The following is a 19576-nucleotide window of genomic DNA, read 5'->3' as shown; positions in this document are numbered from 1 at the left end:
AACGAGCCTATGTGGCAGCCCCGTCACCGTGTCCAGCGACACTCGCGGCCGCGGCATCCGTCTTCTCGGAGTCGTGAGCGGGCGATGCGGGGCGAAGCATCACGCGCTCCGGGTCAGTCGTCGTCCTTGCGCTTGCGCCAGCGGATGCCGGCCGAGATGAAGCCGTCGAGATCGCCGTCGAAGACGATGGCGGGGTTGCCGACCTCGTGGCCGGTGCGGAGATCCTTGACCAGCTGCTGGCCGTAGAGGAAGTACGAGCGCATCTGGTCGCCCCAGCTCGCGGTGATCGTGCCCGCGAGCTCCTTCTTCTTGGCGGCTTCCTTCTCCCGCTGCAGCAGGAGCAGGCGGGTCTGCAGCACGCGCATGGCCGCGGCGCGGTTCTGGATCTGCGACTTCTCGTTCTGCATCGACACGACGATGCCCGACGGGATGTGCGTGAGGCGCACGGCCGAGTCGGTCGTATTGACCGACTGCCCACCGGGGCCGGACGAGCGGAACACGTCGACCCGCAGATCGCCCTCGGGGATGTCGACCTCGACGGCCTCTTCCATCACCGGGATGACCTCGACGGCCGCGAAGCTCGTCTGCCGCTTGTCGGCCGAGCCGAACGGGCTGATGCGGGCGAGGCGATGCGTGCCGGCCTCGACGGAGAGCGTGCCGTAGGCGTAGGGGGCGTCGATCTCGAACGTCGCCGACTTGATGCCGGCGCCCTCGGCGTAGGACGTGTCCATGACCTTCACCGGGTACTTGTGGCGCTCGGCCCAGCGCAGGTACATGCGCAGCAGCATCTCCGCGAAGTCGGTGGCGTCGTCGCCGCCCGCCCCCGAGCGGATCGTGACGACGGCGGACCGTTCGTCGTATTCGCCGTCGAGGAGCGTCTGCACCTCGAGCTGGCTGACGATGTCTTCGAGCTCGGCGATCTCGCGACGCGCCTCTTCGGCGGCATCCTCGTCGTCCATCTCGTTGGCGAGCTCGACGAGGACGTCGAGGTCGTCGAGGCGCTGCTCGACATCGTTGACGCGCTTGAGCTCGGACTGACGGTGGCTGAGGGCGCTGGTGACCTTCTGCGCCTTATCGACGTCGTCCCACAGATTGGGGGCGCCGGCCTCCTCGCTGAGACGCGCGATGTCTTTCGTGAGTGCCTCGACGTCGACCACGGCCTTGATGTCGGCGAACGTGGAGCGCAGGGCCTGGATATCGGCGGAGGGATCGAAGTCGAGCATGACACTCCAGACTAACGTGGAAGCGATGAGCGATCGCGCCGACTCCCCCACCGCGCGGGACGTGCTGTGGCGCTTCGGCCCCATGGTCTACGGCCCGACCGTGCTCTTCGCGCTCGGCGAGGGCGCCGTCATCCCGCTCATCCCGGTCATCGCCGCGCAGCTCGGGGCGGATGTCGCGACCGCCGCCCTCGTGGCCTCGGCGCTCGTCGTCGGCCAGCTGTGCGGCAACATCCCCGCCGGCTGGGCGGTCGCCCGCATCGGAGAACGGCTCACCATGGCGATCGCCGGCCTGGTCTCGCTCGCCGGGATCGTGGGCATGGCGCTCGCGCCGTCGCTCGGCATCTTCGCCATCGCCGTGTTCCTCATCGGCTTCTGCGCGGCGGCATTCGGCCTGGCGCGCCACTCGTTCATGACGACGCGCGTGCCCCTGTCGTTCCGCGCCCGCGCGCTGTCGCTGCTCGGCGGCACGTTCCGGCTGGGCATGTTCGTCGGCCCGTTCATCGCCGCCGGACTGCTCGCGGTCTTCGGCGACGAGCACGCCACGATCTGGTTCTTCGGCGGGTGCCTGGTCGCCACGGTGCTGCTGGTGGTCTTCGGTCCTGACCCCGAGACGCAGTTCCTCGAGCCATCTACCGCCGAGGATGGCGCCGTCGCCGCAGAAGACACCGGCGAGCCCGTCACCGGGTCGATCCCCCTCCGCCGCGCTCAGGGGCCGCCATCGGCGACGGCGCCGCCCGGTGGGTCCGATCCGGGCACCGGCGTGCTGCGGACGATGTGGCGCCATCGCCGCGTGCTGTCGACACTCGGCCTGGCCGCGGCATCCCTCTCCGCCGTGCGCTCGGCGCGGCAAGTCGTGCTCCCGCTGTGGGGAGTCTCGCTCGGGCTCGACGCGCAGACCATCGCCCTCGTCGTGGGCATCTCGGGTGCGATCGACTTCGCGCTGTTCTATGCCAGCGGCCAGGTCATGGACCGCTTCGGGCGCCTGTGGGCCGCGCTGCCGGCCATGATCCTGATGGGCGCGGGGTTCATCGCCCTCGCTTTCACCCACGATCTGCCGCAGGCGGCGATGTGGTTCGCCATGTTCGCCGCCGTCCTCGGCGTCGGCAACGGGCTGTCCAGCGGGATCCTGCTCACCCTCGGCGCCGACGTCGCCCCGCGTTCCGACCCGGCGGCGTTCCTCGGCTCGTGGCGAACGCTCACCGACGCCGGCGGGGCGGTCGCGCCGCTGCTCGTGTCGGCCATCGCCGCGGCGGCGTCGCTGGCCGTCGCAACAGGAGCCATGGGTGTGATCGGACTCGTCGGCGCATTCGCGTTCGTGCGCTGGGTGCCGCGGTACGTGCCCCGGACGCGCCCATGACCGATGTCGTGCGGTTCTGTCGCAGCCGCAGCGCCGGCCGACGCTGCACGCGTCCGCTCGGCCACGCGGGGCTGCACCGACACCGCACGATCATGTGGACGGATGCCGGAGCCGACCCGGCGCGCTGCCCGGGCTCCGGCGAGTGCGGCACGCCCGCTGCCACCCTCGCCGACGGATTCCCCGACGGTCGCGCGCTCTGCTCGGTGTGTCATCGGTTCGTCGAGCTCGACGGGGGCAGCAGGCTGGTCCCTCACGACACGTCGGACGACGGCGAGCCGGATGCCGAGATCCGCCGCCGTCGAGAGTGGTTCAACACTCTCGGCTGGTAGCGACACTTTCGGCTGGTAACGACGTCGGCGCAGTTGCGGGTCAGACCCAGGATCTGCGCACGGCCTCCGCGCCCAGCTGCATGCGCGTCGTGACACCGGCGGTGTCCATGAGCTCGGCGACCCGGCGCTGCACCGTCCGCAGCGAGATGCCGAGCTGAGACGCGGCCGCGGCATCCGTCACTCCCAGCAGGAGAAGGCGCAGCAGATCGCGGTCCACCTCCTCGGTCGTCGGCGTCGCGGCGATCGGCAGGAACTCCGTGGCCGCCCGCCAGTAGTCCTCGAAGATCGAGGTCACCAGGTCGAGCAGGCCGCTCGGGTGGATGAGCAGGGCACCGAAGCCCTCGTCCGCGCCCTGCGAGTGCATCGGCACCAGCGCCATCTGGTCGTCGGCGATGAACATCCGCGTCGGCAGGGTGGGCAGCACCCGGATCTCCTCGCCGATCTGCGCCATCTCGCGCGCAGCGGTCAGAAAGCCCGGCCGTTCCAGTACGGCGCTCTCGACGATGACGCGGTAGCGCACGCCTCGCGCGAGCGCCCGGTCCTCCTCGACGTTGTCTTCCCCGCTCACCAGCGCGATCTCGTGCAGCACCAGCACGCGCACCTGGTCGATCGAGGCGGCCTGCAGCTGCGCTACCCGCTGCCGCACGGCGTCGTCGCCGATGACGACATCCACCACGTCCGCCACGCTGCGCTGTTCTACCGAGCGACGGTACAGATCGCTCAATTCGACCAGCGCCTCGTGCGCGCGAGTCAGCCCCCGCTCGCGCTCGAGCAGCAGCGGACGCAGCGAGATGGAGGGTGGGGACGCCACGAACCGGTCACTGCTCGATGCCTGGCGCGCGAGCAGCCCGAGGCGCTCCAGCTCGATCACCATCGGCCTCACGCGCGGGAGCGACATGCTGAGCGCCGCGGCGATCTCGGTCATCGACGCCGAGGGCTGCTGGAGCACGCTCCGATAGACGGCGGTGTGGGCCGAATCGAGGCCGAGCGCATCGAGCACGGTGTTCTCCCCCATGCGCTCATCGTCACCCGCCGAGCGTGGCGGATGCAGGCCATGGCGTTTCTCCGCCACCCACTTTAGGCGAGTGGGCGGCGAAGGTGGGGGGACACGGATCCCCACACCGAGAGGCTCGCGCATGTCACGAACCCAGCCCATCGGCCGCCGCCTGCGCCCGATCGTCGCCGCCACCAGCGGTCTGGCGATCGGGATCGCAGGCATCGGCCTTGCGACGATGCCGGCGGCGGCCACCCCCACACCGCCCGCCGCACCCTCCGCCGGAGCGACGGCCGGCCAGGCACATACCGTCACCCTCATCACCGGTGACCGCGTCACCGTTACGGATATGTCGGACGGCACCCACACCGTCTCCGTCGACACGGCTGTCGACGGCGCCGGCGTGCAGACGTACGAGGTGGGCGACGACCTGCACGTCGTACCTCAGGGCGCGATGCCCTATCTCGCCTCGGGCGCCCTCGACGAGGACCTGTTCAACGTGTCGCTGCTGATCGAGTACGGCTACGACGACGCCTCGGTGGACGCCACCCCGGTCATCGTCGAGCACGACGCCGCGGCTGCGCGCTCGTTCGCGGCACCTGTCCCCGGCCTGGAGGTCACCGCGCCGCTCGAGAGCATCGGCGGCGCGGCGGCGACGCTCGGCCACGACGACGCCGCGGCCGCGTGGCAGTCGCTCACCGCGTCCTCGGCCCGCGCGTTCGCGGCCACGCCGACTCTCGCCGACGGCATCGAGGCCATCCACCTCGACGGCAAGGTGCGCTCCACGCTCGACTCGAGCGTTCCCTACATCGACGCCCCTGCCGCGTGGGCCCAGGGCTACACCGGTGAGGGCGTCACGGTCGCCGTGCTCGACACCGGCATCGACGACACCCATCCCGACCTGCAGGGCCACATCCTCGACGGCTCGACGAGCTTCGTGCCCGGCGAGGAGGTCGCCTCGGACCCCAACGGCCACGGCACGCACGTCGCCTCGACGATCGCGGGCACCGGCGCCGCGTCGGACGGCACCCACCGCGGTGTCGCCGACGGCGCCGACCTGCTCATCGGCAAGGTGCTCGGCGCGGACGGCTATGGCCAGGACTCGTGGATCATCGAGGCGATGGAGTGGGCGGGCCAGAACGCTCCGATCGTGTCGATGAGCCTGGGTTCGCAGTCGCCGTCCGACGGCAAGGACCTGATGGCCGAGTCGCTCAACCAGATCGCCGAGGAGACCGGCGCACTGTTCGTGGTTGCCGCGGGCAACGCCGGCTCCCCCGAGTCCATCGGCGCCCCGGGCTCCGCCGAGCAGGCGTTCACCGTCGGATCGGTGGACGACCCGTCGGGCGACCTCTCCTACTTCACGAGCCAGGGCCCCCTCTCGCGCTCGGGTGCGTTGAAGCCGAACGTCACCGGTCCCGGCAGCGAGGTCACGGCGGCGCGTTCGGCCGACAGCGGCGGTGAGGGCTCGTACATCACCATGAGCGGCACGTCGATGGCCACACCGCACGTCGCGGGCGCCGCGGCGATCCTGCTCGGCGCGAACCCCGAGCTCACGACCGCGCAGCTGAAGGCGGCGCTCGCGAGCACCGCGACCGACCTCGGCTACACCTCGTACCAGGGCGGCACCGGTGTCATCGACGTCGACGCCGCGCTCAACGCGCCCGTCGTCGCCTCTGGTCCCGGCGACTTCGGCATGCTCATGTGGGGCGAGGAGCCGACCCCCGTCGAGCGCACCATCGAGTACACCAACCGCACGGATGCCGAGATCACCGTCGCACTCGAGGCCACCCTGACCGACACGACGCCGGGCGGTGGCGGGGGCCCCGGTCCGCTCGCGGACGGGATCGCGTTCGACGCGCTGTCGATCGACACCGACAGCCTCACCATCCCCGCCGGCGGCACCGCAGCGGTCACGATGACGGTGAACCCGGCCAAGGTGCCCGCGGGCACGCAGCTGTCGGGCGCGCTGACCGGCTCGGTCGACGGCGAGGCCGTCACGCGGACCGCGCTCGGCACGATCGCCGAGGCCGAGCGCTACGACCTCACGATCACGGCCACCGGCTTCGACGGCCAGCCCGTCAGCGTCTACGCACTGCTGTGGGATGCCGCCGCGCAGTGGGCGGAGCCGGTTCTCGTCGAAGGCGAGACGACGCTGCGCCTCATGAAGGGCGACTACACGGTGATGTCCTACATGGAGATCAACCGCAACGCCGACACCATGGCGACCGTGCTCGCCGGCGATCCCAAGCTGACCCTCACGAAGGACGCGACGGTCTCCCTGGACGCCCGCGCGGCGAAGGAGGTCACGGTCGACGTCGGTCGTGACGACCTCGAGCAGTCGTTCGGCCGCATGGACTTCCACGCCGACGACTTCTCGGCGAGCGCGATCATGCCGGTACTCACAGACGAGATGTGGGCGCAGCCCATGAAGGTCGACGACGCCGACTTCCACCTCACGACGCGGTGGCGGCTCTGGGAGCCGATGCTCACGGTGGCGGCGGGCAAGAAGCTGCTCGACGTGATCCTGCAGGTCGGATCCACGTTCCTGGACGGCGAGATCAAAGCGGCGGCGGTCGAAGCCGGCACCGGCACCGTCGACGAGTTCGCTGCCATCGACGTCAGGAACAGGGTCGCGGTCGTGACCCTGTCCGGCCAGGTCTCGCCCGGACAGGCCGCGGCGAACGCGGCTGCGGCGGGCGCGAAATTGATGATCCTCGTCAATGACGCGGACGGCGACCTGAGCACCTGGGTCGGCTCGGACGACTTCACAACCGACGCCCCGATCGCGGTCGCCGCGATCAGCGGCGTCGAGGGCCGTCAGCTCCTCGCCGACATGGCGAAGAAGAAGGTCACGGTGAAGGCCGTCGGCGACTCGTACCCGGACGTGGTCTACGACATCGCCCGCTACAGCGACGGCGAGATCCCGACCGACCTGGCGTACGCGCCGGAGAACCTGACGCGCATCGACACGACGTACCACGGTCAGAAGGAGCCCATGGGCGAATTCCGGTACGACTTCGTACCGGGCGCCCAGTACGGCTCGGGGTACTTCATGCGTGCCGAGCGCGGCACGGTGCGCGAGGAATGGGTGAACACCGACGATCTGCGCTGGAACCAGGGCGTGGGCGTCGAGTCCGTGCGCTGGGAGATGCGCGACAAGCTGCGCGCCTACGAGCCGGGCCAGGAGCTCGAGGTCGAGTACTTCGGCGGGATCGTGCGCCCGTATGTGGCGACGGGCTACTGGGTGCCCTACCGCGTCTCGGACTACGCCCAGGTGAACATCCCCAGTTGGGCGGACGGCGGCGACCCGGAGCACACGGGCAGCTTCGACACCTGGATGGAACCCTCCACCGTGCACCAGACGGCCGACGTCTACATCGACGGTCAGCTGGTCAAGCAGGCCGAGCACCAGGGCGTCAACGTGTGGGACCTTCCCGACGGCGAGCAGGAGTGGCGCGTCGTGAGCACCGCGACGCACGACGGGACGCACCTCGAGGGATCGACGAAGACGGTGAGCGACTGGACCTTCCGCTCCGCGGGCAAGCTCGGCGACTGGACCAACCGGCTGCTGCCGATGATCCAGGCGTACTACGACGTCGACGTCAACGTCGACAACCACGTGGGCGAGGGTCGTCGCAAGGGATCTAGCATCCCGCTCGGTCTCGAACTCGGCCACGTCGCCGGCACCGCCCCCGCCGGCGCCATCACCGACGCGACACTCGAGGCCCGCACCGCGGGCGGCGAGTGGGTGCCGGTCACGCTGCAGACGGCGAAGACGGATGCCCCGACCGGTGCCGTCGAGGGCGACGGCGACGTCTTCGTCACCAGCCGCGCCTGGGTCAGCGGGTTCACCGCGCAGATCCCGGTGTCGGACAAGGGCGGCTGGGTCGACCTGCGCGTGACGGCGAAGGATGCCGCGGGCAACACGTTCTCGCAGGAGATCGAGAAGGCCTTCCAGGCGACTCCCGCCAAGGGTGTGCGCTGACGTAGAGCACGCACACGAGGCCCGGTCACTTGGCGACCGGGCCTCTTGTGCGTCCGCCGAAGCTCACCACATCACGCCGACGAGGTGAGCGAACACGTCCTCCGGATCGTTGTCGAGACCGCGCCGCGCGAACCAGATCGACACGTTCACGATGTCGCGGTAGAGGAAGTCGAGCCCCTGCGGGTTGGCGGCGACATCGACGATCTGCGGCAGATCGATCACGACGATGTGCCCCTCGTGGTCGAGCAGGTTGTACGGCGACAGGTCGCCGTGCGCGAAGCCTGCTCGTGCGAAGGCCTCCAGAATGCCGACGACCTGCTCGAAGGCATCCCTCAGCTCCTCTCCGTGCAGCCGGCTCTGAGCAAGCCGGGGCGCCGCAGCACGGCCGTCGCCGATGAACTCCATGAGCACCTCGGTGTCGCTCACCTGCACCGGGTACGGCACGGGAACCCCGGCCTGCCAGGCGCGGCACAGCGCGTCGAACTCGCTGACCGCCCAGTGCCCGGCAGCCACGGAGCGGCCGTACGCCGATTTGCGGCCCACCGCGCGGGCGTCGCGGGTGTTGCGCATCGTGCGGCCCTCTTCGTAGCTGCCCGAACGGTGGAAGTCGCTGTGGTGAGAGGTGCGGTACCGCTTGGCTGCGAGGAGGACTCCGGCTGTGCCCGGAACGGCGCGCTCGATGAGGTGCACGTCGGCTTCCTTGCCGGTCTTGACGATGCCGAGCTCGGTGTCGAACGCCCCCGATGCGGTCACGAGCCAGTGCGGGTGCGGCAGGGGGCCGCGTTGAGTGGGAGAGGAAGCCGGCCAGGTGGACCAGCGCTGATCGGCGCCGGGCTCGAGCTCCGGCGGAAGGACGGATGCGGACGCGTCGAGGCGTACGGATGACATCGGTTGGACACTCCAGGGTAGGAGGCCGCCGATATCAGTGGGTGCGGGCGACCTCGAGGGAAGGGATGTGGACACAGGGCGTGACGAAGACAGCCATCGTGGTCCTCCTTCCGATCGGGGTGCCGCGGCACCGACTCGCCTCACTGTAGCGGAGCGAGGGTGCGGCATCCATCACGATTTCGGATGTCCTACCGGTCACCCTGTGGCACTAGCGCAGCGCCGTGCGACTCGTCGCGGTCGCCTCGAGCGCCACGCCGTCGGGCACGAACACGGTGACGATGGGCGGATGCCACTGCCCGGCGACCGTGACACGCGCAGAGACGCCGTCGGGAGTCGCCGCCGAAACGAGCCGCGCATCCTCTCCGATCTGGCCCACCATCGCCGCAGCCGCCTGGTGCACACCGGCATCGGTCAGCGTCGCGAGGGGCTCACCGCTGACGATGGAGAGTTCGAAGCCGTCGGCGGCGGCAAGAGCCGTGGCATCCGCCACCGCGTCGAGCTGCTTCTGCGCGAGATAGAGACTGGTCGCGGCGGTGCAGACGAGGATCACCGCGATCGCCAGCACCGCGTAGCCGAGGGTCAGGATCAGCACGCTGCCCTCGTCGTCGCCCAGCGGGTCGCGATCGCGTGCGCACGCCCGCAGCCGGGCCCTCATCGCTCGCTCCAGAATCGCGAGACCTTGTGCGCGGCCGCCGCCTCGATCGGTATCGCGGCGATGCGGTCGAGGTCGAGCACCGGCGGCACGAGCGGCAGCGCCACCACAGTCCGGACGCTCACGTGCAGAGTCGCGCCGGCGCGCGGGCAGGTCGTCCCCGCGGGCGTGCACTCGATCGACAGGTCGACGTCGTCGAGCCCGTACTCGTCGGAGACGGCGGCGATCACGGCATCGGCGCGGGCGCGGGCGTCCTCCGCGTCGACCGCTGTCGATACGGCCCGCGCGACATGGCGGGCCGCGGCCTCGGCGCCGAGGCTCTGACCTTGGATGAGTCCCAGCGACACCACCAGGTACACCAGGGGCACGAGGAGCAGCAGTCCCACCAGGATGAACTCGAGCGCCGCGGAGCCTGCTTCGGAGTCATCGGACGCCGTCGGCGGGCTCTGCCCGTCGCGGCTCGACCTCACACCGGCCCTCGCATCGACGGTGCCGCCGCGGCGGCACCCCGCCCCTCGGGCCTCAGTCGAACGACTCGACAGGCGCATGCGCCGTCACCTCCAGCAAGCGCGGCGCGCCGAGCAAGCCGATCAGCGGCAGCGTCGCGGCGACGCGGATCTCGACCGTCTCCTGGCCGAGTGCCGACGTCTCCCCCACGGCGACATCGGCGGCGTACTCGCCGCCGATCGTGCGGCTGACGATCTCGCGCGTGCGGCGTGCGCCTTCTTCGAGCGTCGTGTCGGCGAGCGCGGCATGGTAGGCGCCCTCGACGGCCGCGTCGTGCACGACGTTGCGCACGTACACCGCGAGTCCGAACTGCAGCACGCCGAGTGTCAGGACGGTGAGGAGCGTGCCGACGAGGACGAACTCGACCGGGCTCGCACCGGCGTCGTCGCACACGTCCGCGGCGACCCGCGAGCGCACGACCCGCATCGTCCTGGCCACGGACCCGTGCACGGCGTCAGAGCCCGGAGACGCGGCTGATGGCCTGCTCGAACAGATCGGCGAGCGCGGGGCCGGCCATGGCCCAGATCACGACGACTAGTCCCGCGGTCATGAGCGTGATCAGGACCCACCCGGGCACGTCACCCCGCTCGTCGTCCGCGAGGTCGTCCCACGTACCGCGAAGCCGAGCCGTGAGGCGCTGCATCCGTGCTTTCATCATTTCTCCTTCCGGCCGGTCAGCCGAGTCCGAGTCGAAGCATGAAGATCCCGGGGAACACCGCGAACAGGACGCTCAGCGGCAGGATCAGGAACACGAGTGGAAAGAGCATGTAGATCTCCTTCCGGCCCGCGCGTTCGATGAGCGCGCGCTTGGCGTCCTCACGCGCGTCGAGCGCCTGCGCCTGAAGCACATGCGCCAGCGGGGCGCCGCGTTCGATGGCGGCGACGAGCTGGTCGATGGCACGGGTCAGCGCCGGGATCTCGAGTCCCGCAGCCAGCCGCGTCAGCGATTCCGACAGCGGCGAACCCGTGCCGACGGCGATCACGACTCCCCGCAGCTCGCTGGTGAGCTCCCCCGCGCCGACCTCGCTCACACGCCGGAGCGAGTCCAGGATGCCCTCGCCTGCCGACAGGCAGAGCGCGAGGAACTCCAGCACCGTGGGGAGCTCCTCCTCGATCCGCGCGGCGCGCGCCTGAGCGGCGTGAGTGAGCCAGGCGTCGTAGCCGAGCGCGGCCGCGACCGCCGCGACGGGCGGCAGGAGGCCGAGGACGGGTGATCCGCGTCCGGCGAGCATCAGGACGACCACGACACCGCCGCCGACCCCGAGGCCCGCGATCGCCCAGCCGAGCTGACGACTGCGGAATCGTGCGGCATCGATCGTCCAGGCTGCGCGGTGCAGGCGTCGTGCCAGGATTGCGTCACCGCCGGCCAGACGCGCAAGCCGCCCGCGCGCGAACGCGGACCAGGTGAACGGAGATCCGCCGCCCGGTGCCACGACATCGAGACCGCGTGGGTCTGTCACATCGCGGATGTACGGCGCGATCCGTCGGGCCAGGCTCGGCGCGCCCCATCGCGGCGCGAGCGAGATCAGCAGGCACACGCCCACCCCGAGGGCGGTGCCGAGCACGACGGCGAAGGCGAGGTCGCTCATCCCGGTGGCGATCACCCGAACCACCTCCGCGGTTCGGGAAGGCGCCCCAGCCGGATCATGAGCCGGTACGCGACCAGAGACACCGCCGCACCGACAAGGATCAGCACGATGCCGCCGGGGCTGCCGTACGCGCGGGCTCCCTCCGGACGCATCGCCAGCAGGGCCAGGATCACCCAGGGTGCGACCACACCGAGCACCGCCGCTCCGCGGATCCACGACTGCCGCGATTCGACTTCGGCACGCAGGGCCGCGTCCGCGCGCACCGAGCCGGCAAGCGCCCGCAGCACCGAGGTGAGCTCGGTGCCGCCCACCTGCCGTGCCATCCGCAGCGTTTCGACGATGCGGTCGGCGACGGGATCGGCGAGGCTGATCTTGAGCCGCTGGATGCTGGAGTCGAAGTGACCCGACGCCGACATGTCGCGGGCGAACCCGGCGAATGCCGGCCGCAGCTCGGCGGGTGCGGAATCGGCGAGGCTCGCCACCGCGTCAGGAAGCGACATCCCCGCCCGCACCGAAGCGATGAGCAGATCGCACACGTCGGGCCAGAGCCCGCGCCGCGTGCGCAGGAGCTTCGAACGCCGCGCACGCAGCCACGCGAACGGGGCGATCGCTCCCGCGACTGCCGCAACGAGGGCCAGCGCGGCCACCGGTGCCACGAGCCACGCGATCGCGGCCGCGACCACAGCGCACACACCCGCCACCACCGCGACCGAGGCGACCGATGTGCGGGACATTCCCGCGTCTTCGAGCAGGCGGGCGATCCGGCCGCGGCGGGCCGTGCCGGGGCGACGGCGGAAGTCCGCGGGCCACAGCCACGGTGACAGCACCAGCAGGACCCCGGCTGCCAGCACTGCACCCCAGACGAACGTCACGGGGCGTCCGCCCGGTAGAGCGTGCGAGCCGTAATGACGGAGTCCGCCACACCGGTAGGTGCCACGATCTCCACGACGCGCCGCGCGCCCCCGGCGTCCCGCTCGCAGTGCGCGACGAGGTGGACGGATGCCGCGACCGCCGGCTGCACGAAGCTCGCGTCGATGTTGCGCCCCGCGAGCAGCGGCAGCGCGGCGAGCTTGCCGAGCGCCTCGCGTGCCGAGTTCGCGTGGATGGTCGCCGCACCAGGCACGCCGGTGTTGAGCGCCAGCAGGAGGTCGAGCGCCTCGGCGTCGCGCACCTCTCCGACGACCAGACGGTCGGGACGCATGCGAAGCGCCTCTTTGACGAGACGCCGCAGCGTGACTTCGCCCGTCCCTTCGAGGCTGGGCTGGCGTCCCTGCAGCGAGACGAGGTCGGGTGCCGCGACGGCGAGCTCGAACGTCTCCTCCACCGTCACGACGCGATGCTCCGGCGGGCACGCCGCGATGAGCGCGCCCAGCAGCGTCGTCTTGCCCGCGTGCGTCGCACCCGAGACGAGGACCGACTGCCCGGCGATCATCGCATCGCGCAGCAGGGCGGCGGCCCGGGGAGCGATCGATCCCGCGGCGACCAGGCGACCGAGGTCGCGGTACGCCGGCAGGAACTTGCGGATGTTGACCGCCCAGTGGCGCCGCGTGATGTCAGGGATGACGACGTGCAGGCGGCTGCCATCGGGCAGCGAGGCGTCGACGAAGGGCTGGCTCAGATCGACGCGCCGACCACTGGACTGCAGCATCCGCTCGACGAGGTCCCGCACGGCGGTGTCGGTCAGCATCAGCGGCACCCGCTCTGCGACTCCCGCCCGCGCCACGAAGATACGATCAGGAGCATTGATCCAGACCTCCTCGACGGTCGGATCGTCGAGGTACGCCTGCAGCGGGCCGAACCCGGCGACGGCGGCGAGCACCTCCCGCACGCAGGCCGTCTCGTCGTCGACCGGCGCCAGCCCGCGCGCCAGGGCGAAGTCGTTGTGCCGGCGCACCTCGGCGCGCGCGACCTGCGCCGCGAACTCCGGGTCGCGGGTCGGATCCGACCGTTCGGCGCGCAGTCTCTCGCGCACCCGCTCGGCCACGAGGGTCGCGACGGGAGCGCTCGAGGAGGTCACGTCAGCATCCTCGCAATTCGACCCGGAGCCAGCCGAAAGTTATCCACAGATGCGGTCGCCGCGACCGAGGGGCAGGATGGAGGCACCGATGAAAGGACGACGATGATGACCAAGACGGAACTGGCCCCGGCGGCGAAGGCGGGCCTGGGCGTTCTGGGCCTCGTGCAGGTGGCGTTCGCGTTCCTGGCGTTCTGGGATCTCTCCCACCGAGACGCGGACGACGTGCGCGGACCGAAGGCGGCGTGGATCCCCGCGATCCTCGTGAACTGGATCGGACCGGCGAGCTACTTCCTGTTCGGCATCCGCCGCTGATCTCCGCCGCGAAACGGGGGGTCAGCCCCACAGCCGACTCCCGGTCCCCTCAGTAGACTGAGAGCCACTTGCGGGAGTGGTGAAATCGGCAGACACGCAGGATTTAGGTTCCTGTGCCTTCGGGCGTGTGGGTTCAAGTCCCACCTTCCGCACGCGAGTTCTCGCATCCTCCGCCGACTGACGACGGGAAACCACCGTGCACGCTGTTCCTTCCGCGCTGATCCCCTGGCTGGATCCGGCCGCCATCATCGAATGGGCGGGCCCCTGGGCGCTCGTCGCCGTGTGCTTCATCGTCTTCGCCGAGACGGGCCTGCTCATCGGATTCCTCCTCCCGGGCGACACGCTCCTCGTCATCTCGGGCCTGCTGTCGCATCCGCAGTCGTATGCGCCGAACGGCGTGTTCGGCATCAGCGTGTGGTGGGTGGCGCTGTTGATCGGTCTCGCCGCCTTCCTCGGCGGGGAGGTGGGCTACTACATCGGCCACAAGGGCGGCCCGGCGGTCTTCGAGAAGAAGGAATCCGGTCTGTTCAGCGTCAAGAATGTCGAGCGCACGAACGCGTTCTTCGAGCGGTTCGGCGGACTGACCATCATCCTGGCCCGCTTCGTGCCGATCGTGCGCACCTTCGCCCCGGTCGCCGCGGGCGTCGGGCACATGAACAAGTGGAAGTACACGCTCTACAACTTCATCGGCGCGGTGCTGTGGGGCTTCGGCCTCACGATGTTCGGCTACGCCATCGGGTTCATCCCGCCGGTCGCCACCTTCGTCGAGAACTACATCGACCTGATCCTGCTCGCCGCGGTCGGCGGCACGGCGCTTGTGACGCTGTGGCACTACTTCCGCGAGCGCAGCAAGGCGAAGAAGGCTGCCGCGGCGGGTGAGGACGTCGTCACCGACCACAGCGAGGCCGAGGCGCTCGTGCTCGATCCCGAGGTGTTCGATCGCGGCCCCGAGCACCACGAGGATGGCGCCCCGAAGGCCTGACCCGGAGGCGACCTGCGGCTTGTACCGTCAGGAGGCCTTCTTCTTGGCGGCGGGCTTCTTCGCGGACGACTTCGCCGCGGGCTTCTTGGCGGGTGCTTTCGCCGCCGGCTCGTCGTCGGCCCCGGCATCCTTCTTGTCCGACGCCTTCGATCCGCCGCCTTCGCGAGCCGCACGGGACTTCTCAACGCTGGCACGCAGCGCCGCCATGAGGTCGATGACCTCGCCGCCTGCCTCTTCTTCCTCCTGCTCGCCGAAGGTCTCGGTGGTGTCCAGCGCGTCGCCCTTCTCGAGCTTCGCCTCGATGAGGGTGCGCAGCTCCTGCTGGTACTCGTCGGTGAACTCCTCGGGGTCGAAGTCGCTCGAGAAGCTCTCGACGAGGGATGCCGACAGCTCGAGTTCCTTGGCCGAGATCCGCACGCTCTCATCCAGCGCCGGGAACGCCGCTTCGCGAACCTCGTCGGCCCAGAGCAGGGTCTGCAGCACGAGGACCTCACCGCGCACGCGCAAGGCTGCCAGCCGGGTCTTCTGTCGCAGCGAGAACCGGACGATCGCGGTCCGGTCGGTCTGCTCCAGCGTCTTGCGCAGCAGCACGTACGCCTTCGGCGACGCGGAATCCGGTTCGAGGTAGTACGCGCGATCGAGCGTCAGGAGGTCGATCTGCTCGCTCGGCACGAACTCGACGACATCGATCTCGCGGCTCTTCTCCGCTGGGAGCGACGCCAAGTCGTCCTTGGTGAGCACGACCGTCTTCTCGCCGTCGTCGTACGCCTTGTCGATGTCGGAGTACGGCACCACCTCGCCGTCGACCTCGCACACCCGCTGGTAGCGGATGCGACCGCCGTCCTTGTTGTGCACCTGATGCAGAGAGACGTCGTGGTCCTCTGTCGCCGAGTACACCTTCACCGGCACGTTGACGAGTCCGAACGTCAGTGCACCCTTCCAGATCGCTCTCACCACACCAGTGAACACCAGTGCGCCGACACCGGGCCACCCCTTGCGCCTCTCGTCGCCGATACTCTGTGGCCATGGCGGGAGAGGAGCAGCTCGTGCGCATCGGCGGCCGGCGCCTGCGCATCACCAACCTCGACAAGGTGCTCTATCCCGAGACGGGCACCACCAAGGGCGAGGTCATCGACTACTACTCGCGCATCGGCGAGGTGCTGATCCCCCACGTCATCGGGCGTCCCGTGACCCGCAAACGCTGGCCGGACGGCGTCGGCACCGAGGAAGACCCCGGCATGGTCTTCTTCGCGAAGGACCTCGAGCGCGGTGCTCCGTCGTGGGTGAAGCGGATGCCGATCCCCCACTCCACCGGCACCAAGGAGTATCCGCTGGTCGGCGACATCCCGACGCTCGTCTACCTCGCGCAGGTGGCGAGCCTCGAGCTGCACGTGCCGCAGTGGCGCTTCGCGCCCGACGGCGGACGTGGGCCCGCCGACCGCCTCGTGCTCGACCTCGATCCCGGCCCCGGCGTGGGCCTGCCGGAGTGCGCCGTGGTCGCCGGCTGGGCACGCGGCATCCTGGCCGACATGGGACTCGAGCCGTACCCGGTCACCAGCGGCAGCAAGGGCATCCACCTGTACACCGCGCTGCCGCCCGGCCAGTCGACCGAGCAGGCGTCCGCGCTCGCGAACGAGCTCGCCCGCGCGATCGAGGCGGATCACCGCGACCTCGTCGTCAGCAGCATGAAGAAGAGCGAGCGCCACGGCAAGGTGCTCATCGACTGGAGCCAGAACAACGGGTCGAAGACGACGATCGCGCCGTACTCGCTGCGTGGCCGCGCACACCCCACGGTCGCCGCGCCGCGCACGTGGGACGAGCTCGCCGACCCGCAGCTGCGCCACCTCGATTTCACGGAGGTGCTCGAGCGGATCGAGTCCATCGGCGATCCGATGGCGGCGCTCGGCTTCCACGCCGGCGGGCGCGAGGCCGAGTCCGGACCCCTGTCGGCCTACATCTCCAAGCGGAGCGCGCAGCGCACCCCCGAGCCGGTGCCCGCCAATCCGCTGGGGGCCACCCCGTCGGGTGATCGGCCGCGCTTCGTGATTCAGGAGCATCACGCGAGCCGCCTGCACTGGGACTTCAGGCTCGAGCGCGACGGCGTGCTGGTGAGCTGGGCGGTCCCCCGCGGTGTCCCGCATTCGTACAAGCGGAACAACCTCGCCGTCATGACCGAGGATCACCCGATGGAGTACGCGAGCTTCGAGGGCACGATCCCCGCGGGTGAGTACGGTGGCGGCACCGTGACGATCTGGGACGACGGCCGCTACGACCTCGAGAAGTGGCGCGACGACGAGATCATCGCGACCCTCGAGGGGCGGCCGGGCGGGCCGCTCGGACGCGTACGTCTCGCGCTCATCCGCACCGAGGGCGAGGGCGAGAAGTCGAGCTGGCTGCTGCACCGGATGAAGACGGATGCCGACGGCCGGCCGCAGCCGGACGGCACCGTCGTGGAGCCCACTCCCCAAGCCGACGAGCCCCACAGCCCGGCGCAGCGAGCGGCGTCCCGGTCCCCGCGCCGAAGCGAGGAGCCTCCCCGAAAAGGGCATGTGAGTTCCGGTTCACACACCACCACCGAACCCGACGTGAACTCCAGTTCACACACCACCACCGAACCCCACGTGAATTCCGGTTCACCCACCAGCATCGAACCCCGGTCAGGCCCCGATTCCCTGCCTCAGTCCCGTGTGAACCGGAAGTTCAATGACGTTTCGCAGAGTGTGTCGACTGTCCCGATGGCCGACCTCCGGCCGATGCTCGCCTCGCCCGCGACTCCGGGAACGGCTCGTGCGGCGGCCCGTGCGTGGGCTGCGAAAGACGGCACCGGCGAGACCTGGGTCGAGATGAAATGGGACGGGATCCGCGCCGTCGGCGTGTGGGACGGCCATCGGCTGCGGCTCTTCGCGCGCAGCGGCAACGAGGTGACCCATCGGTATCCCGAGCTGACGGCGGTGGACGCCGGCCTCGGCGACGAGCACGCCGTGCTCGATGGCGAGCTGGTCGCGCTCGAGCCCGATGGTCGTCCCAGCTTTCCGCTGCTGCAGACGCGCATGAACCTCGAGCGCGCGGGCGACATCGCCCGAGAAGCCCGACGGACGCCCGTGCGCTACTATCTGTTCGACGTCCTCTCGCACGACGGCGACGACCTCGCCGACCTTCCGCTGCGCGAACGGCGCGACGTGCTCGAAGCGGTGGCGGCGGCATCCGTCGACGCGATCGTTATCCCGCCGGTGTTCGACGACGTCGATGCGGCGCTCGACACGAGCATCCAACTGCGACTCGAGGGGATCGTCGTCAAGGATCCCGGCTCGCGGTACCTGCGCGGAGGCAGGTCCGAGTCATGGCTGAAGGTCAAGATCACCCGCACGCAGGAGGTGGTGATCGCGGGCATCCGCCCCGGGAAAGGCGGTCGCAGCAACACCTTCGGGTCTTTGCTGCTCGGCATCCCGGACGAGGCGGGGCTGCGCTATGCGGGTCGCGTCGGCTCCGGCTTCAGCGACTCGACCCTCGCGACCCTCATGAAGAAGCTGCTGCCGCTGCGCACCGACGCCAACCCGCTCGTGGGCGTGCCGCCGCTCGATGCCCGCGATGCCCTGTGGGTCCGGCCGGCGCTCGTCGGCGAAGTCGAGTACGGCGAGTTCACCCCCGGCGGCATCCTCCGCCACCCACGGTGGCGCGGCCTCCGCCCCGACAAGAGCCCCGACGAGGTGCGGCGCGAGGACTGAGCGCCCCCGGTCGCTGAGCGGTTGCCGGCTCTGGACAGGCGCCGGCGAGATGACGGGCCGCGCTCAGGCGTGCGCGTCGTGCTCGACGTGACCGGCGGGCTCGAGCTGGAACGTGGAGTGCTCGACGTCGAAATGCTGCGACAGGCAGCTCTGCAGCCCGCTGAGGATCCCGGCCGCCCGGCCGTCGGCGAGGGCCGCGTCTTCCACCACGACGTGGGCGGTGAACACCAGCGCGCCGCGGGTCAGCTGCCACACGTGGACGTCGTGCACGGCGACGACACTCGGGGTGGCGAGGATGTGGTCGCGGATCTCGGTGACATGCGTGCCCTCGGGGGCCGATTCGGCGAGCACCGACACGACTTCGCGGAGCAGCCCGATCGCGCGCGGCACAATCATCGCCGCGATGAGCAGCGACGCGATCGCGTCGGCCTGATCCCACCCCGTCGTGATGACGACGATCGCTGCGACGATCACGGCGGCCGAGCCGAAGAGATCGCCGAGCACCTCCAGATAGGCACCCCGGACGTTGATGCTGTGCCGCTGCGCCGCGCTGAGCAGCCACATGGCGACCGCGTTCGCGACGAGCCCGACGACGGCGATCACCAGCATCAGACCGCCGGCGATCTCGGCCTCGCCGGGGTCCAGCAGTCGCGAGATGCCTTCGAACGCGACCCACGCCGAGAGCACGATGAGGATGATCGCGTTGACCAGGGCGCCGAACACCTCGGCGCGCTGATAGCCGAACGTGCGGCGGTCGTTGGCCGGGCGGGCGGCGACGGTGCTCGCGACGAGCGCGATCACGAGGGCTGCGGCATCCGTGAACATGTGAGCCGCGTCCGCGAAGAGCGCGAGGGATCCCGACAGCGCCGCGCCGACGATCTGCACCACCATCACGGTGGAGGTGATCGCGAGCGAGATGCCGAGGAGACGGCGGTTGCCGGCCCCGCGGATCCCGGTCTGCGCGTGATCGTGCATGCGCCCAGGCTAAGCCCGAGCGGCCGCCGCCGGCCGCCGTT

The 19576-nt window shown here is 70.3% G+C and carries 18 protein-coding genes and 1 tRNA gene; 7 read left to right on the top strand and 12 right to left on the bottom strand.

The window, feature by feature from the left end; translation table 11 throughout:
• Positions 1-113 precede the first annotated feature (113 nt).
• Positions 114-1223 carry a peptide chain release factor 2 gene (prfB, locus tag MRBLWS13_RS00700; protein ID WP_349427177.1) on the bottom strand — a complete coding sequence of 370 codons (1110 nt, stop codon included), beginning with the start codon at positions 1221-1223 and terminating at the stop codon, positions 114-116.
• 25 nt (positions 1224-1248) lie between these two features.
• Here prfB and MRBLWS13_RS00695 point away from each other — a divergent pair, with 25 nt between their 5' ends.
• Together MRBLWS13_RS00695 and MRBLWS13_RS00690 are read left to right on the top strand one after the other, a co-directional pair.
• Positions 1249-2580, top strand: coding sequence for an MFS transporter (locus tag MRBLWS13_RS00695; RefSeq protein ID WP_349428947.1), 1332 nt, complete (start codon positions 1249-1251; stop codon positions 2578-2580).
• Positions 2577-2909 carry a hypothetical protein gene (locus MRBLWS13_RS00690; RefSeq protein ID WP_349427176.1) on the top strand — a complete coding sequence of 111 codons (333 nt, stop codon included), beginning with the start codon at positions 2577-2579 and terminating at the stop codon, positions 2907-2909. The genes MRBLWS13_RS00695 and MRBLWS13_RS00690 overlap by 4 nt, the downstream gene beginning before the upstream one ends.
• Before the next feature lie 40 nt (positions 2910-2949).
• On the opposite strand, the gene MRBLWS13_RS00685 is transcribed toward MRBLWS13_RS00690, so the two are convergent.
• Positions 2950-3924, bottom strand: a complete 975-nt coding sequence (locus MRBLWS13_RS00685; RefSeq protein ID WP_349427175.1) for a transcriptional regulator TrmB — start codon at positions 3922-3924, stop codon at positions 2950-2952.
• 121 nt (positions 3925-4045) lie between these two features.
• On the opposite strand from MRBLWS13_RS00685, the gene MRBLWS13_RS00680 reads away from it, so the two are divergent.
• Positions 4046-7888: a S8 family serine peptidase gene (locus MRBLWS13_RS00680; protein ID WP_349427174.1), complete on the top strand. Its 3843-nt coding sequence runs from the start codon at positions 4046-4048 to the stop codon at positions 7886-7888.
• 63 nt (positions 7889-7951) lie between these two features.
• Here the strand turns inward: MRBLWS13_RS00680 and MRBLWS13_RS00675 are convergent, their stop codons facing one another.
• The 8 genes from MRBLWS13_RS00675 to MRBLWS13_RS00640 form a co-directional block, all read right to left on the bottom strand.
• The gene (locus MRBLWS13_RS00675) at positions 7952-8776 is read right to left on the bottom strand and encodes an RIO1 family regulatory kinase/ATPase (RefSeq protein WP_349427173.1); all 825 of its coding nucleotides are present in this window, start codon (positions 8774-8776) and stop codon (positions 7952-7954) included.
• 208 nt (positions 8777-8984) lie between these two features.
• Positions 8985-9431 carry a pilus assembly protein TadG-related protein gene (locus tag MRBLWS13_RS00670; RefSeq protein WP_349427172.1) on the bottom strand — a complete coding sequence of 149 codons (447 nt, stop codon included), beginning with the start codon at positions 9429-9431 and terminating at the stop codon, positions 8985-8987.
• The gene (locus tag MRBLWS13_RS00665; protein WP_349427171.1) at positions 9428-9898 is read right to left on the bottom strand and encodes a TadE family protein; all 471 of its coding nucleotides are present in this window, start codon (positions 9896-9898) and stop codon (positions 9428-9430) included. The genes MRBLWS13_RS00670 and MRBLWS13_RS00665 overlap by 4 nt, the downstream gene beginning before the upstream one ends.
• 52 nt (positions 9899-9950) lie before the next feature.
• Positions 9951-10361 (bottom strand): TadE/TadG family type IV pilus assembly protein, encoded by a 411-nt coding sequence (locus MRBLWS13_RS00660; RefSeq protein WP_349428946.1) that lies wholly within the window; start codon positions 10359-10361, stop codon positions 9951-9953.
• Between the two features lie 28 nt (positions 10362-10389).
• On the bottom strand, positions 10390-10578 hold the full coding sequence (locus MRBLWS13_RS00655; protein WP_349428945.1) for a hypothetical protein: 189 nt from the start codon (positions 10576-10578) through the stop codon (positions 10390-10392).
• A 31-nt stretch (positions 10579-10609) separates the two neighbouring features.
• On the bottom strand, positions 10610-11539 hold the full coding sequence (locus MRBLWS13_RS00650) for a type II secretion system F family protein (RefSeq protein ID WP_349427170.1): 930 nt from the start codon (positions 11537-11539) through the stop codon (positions 10610-10612).
• Complete coding sequence (locus MRBLWS13_RS00645) at positions 11536-12396, bottom strand: type II secretion system F family protein (RefSeq protein ID WP_349427169.1); 861 nt, start codon at positions 12394-12396, stop codon at positions 11536-11538. Before MRBLWS13_RS00645 ends, MRBLWS13_RS00650 begins: the two co-directional genes overlap by 4 nt.
• Entirely contained in the window at positions 12393-13541 is a 1149-nt protein-coding gene (locus MRBLWS13_RS00640; RefSeq protein WP_349427168.1) for an ATPase, T2SS/T4P/T4SS family, read from the bottom strand. The genes MRBLWS13_RS00645 and MRBLWS13_RS00640 overlap by 4 nt, the downstream gene beginning before the upstream one ends.
• Before the next feature lie 105 nt (positions 13542-13646).
• On the opposite strand from MRBLWS13_RS00640, the gene MRBLWS13_RS00635 reads away from it, so the two are divergent.
• From MRBLWS13_RS00635 to MRBLWS13_RS00625, 3 genes are all read left to right on the top strand, one after another.
• Complete coding sequence (locus MRBLWS13_RS00635) at positions 13647-13853, top strand: PLDc N-terminal domain-containing protein (RefSeq protein ID WP_349427167.1); 207 nt, start codon at positions 13647-13649, stop codon at positions 13851-13853.
• A 70-nt stretch (positions 13854-13923) separates the two neighbouring features.
• Positions 13924-14005, top strand: a tRNA-Leu gene (locus MRBLWS13_RS00630).
• Between the two features lie 44 nt (positions 14006-14049).
• Complete coding sequence (locus tag MRBLWS13_RS00625; protein WP_349427166.1) at positions 14050-14835, top strand: VTT domain-containing protein; 786 nt, start codon at positions 14050-14052, stop codon at positions 14833-14835.
• 27 nt (positions 14836-14862) lie between these two features.
• Here MRBLWS13_RS00625 and MRBLWS13_RS00620 read toward each other — a convergent pair whose 3' ends face one another.
• The gene (locus MRBLWS13_RS00620) at positions 14863-15789 is read right to left on the bottom strand and encodes a Ku protein (RefSeq protein WP_349427165.1); all 927 of its coding nucleotides are present in this window, start codon (positions 15787-15789) and stop codon (positions 14863-14865) included.
• 71 nt (positions 15790-15860) lie between these two features.
• Between MRBLWS13_RS00620 and MRBLWS13_RS00615 the strand changes: the two genes are divergently transcribed.
• Positions 15861-18560: an ATP-dependent DNA ligase gene (locus tag MRBLWS13_RS00615; RefSeq protein WP_349427164.1), complete on the top strand. Its 2700-nt coding sequence runs from the start codon at positions 15861-15863 to the stop codon at positions 18558-18560.
• Between the two features lie 63 nt (positions 18561-18623).
• Here MRBLWS13_RS00615 and MRBLWS13_RS00610 read toward each other — a convergent pair whose 3' ends face one another.
• Positions 18624-19535 (bottom strand): cation diffusion facilitator family transporter, encoded by a 912-nt coding sequence (locus MRBLWS13_RS00610; protein WP_349427163.1) that lies wholly within the window; start codon positions 19533-19535, stop codon positions 18624-18626.
• Between the last annotated feature and the right edge of the window lie 41 nt (positions 19536-19576).

Origin of the sequence: Microbacterium sp. LWS13-1.2, assembly GCF_040144835.1 — a bacterium.
In the GTDB taxonomy this organism is placed as follows: Bacteria; Actinomycetota; Actinomycetes; order Actinomycetales; family Microbacteriaceae; genus Microbacterium.
The sequence above is the reverse complement of the archived record's forward strand: the minus strand, read 5'-3'. Positions and strand labels throughout refer to the sequence as shown.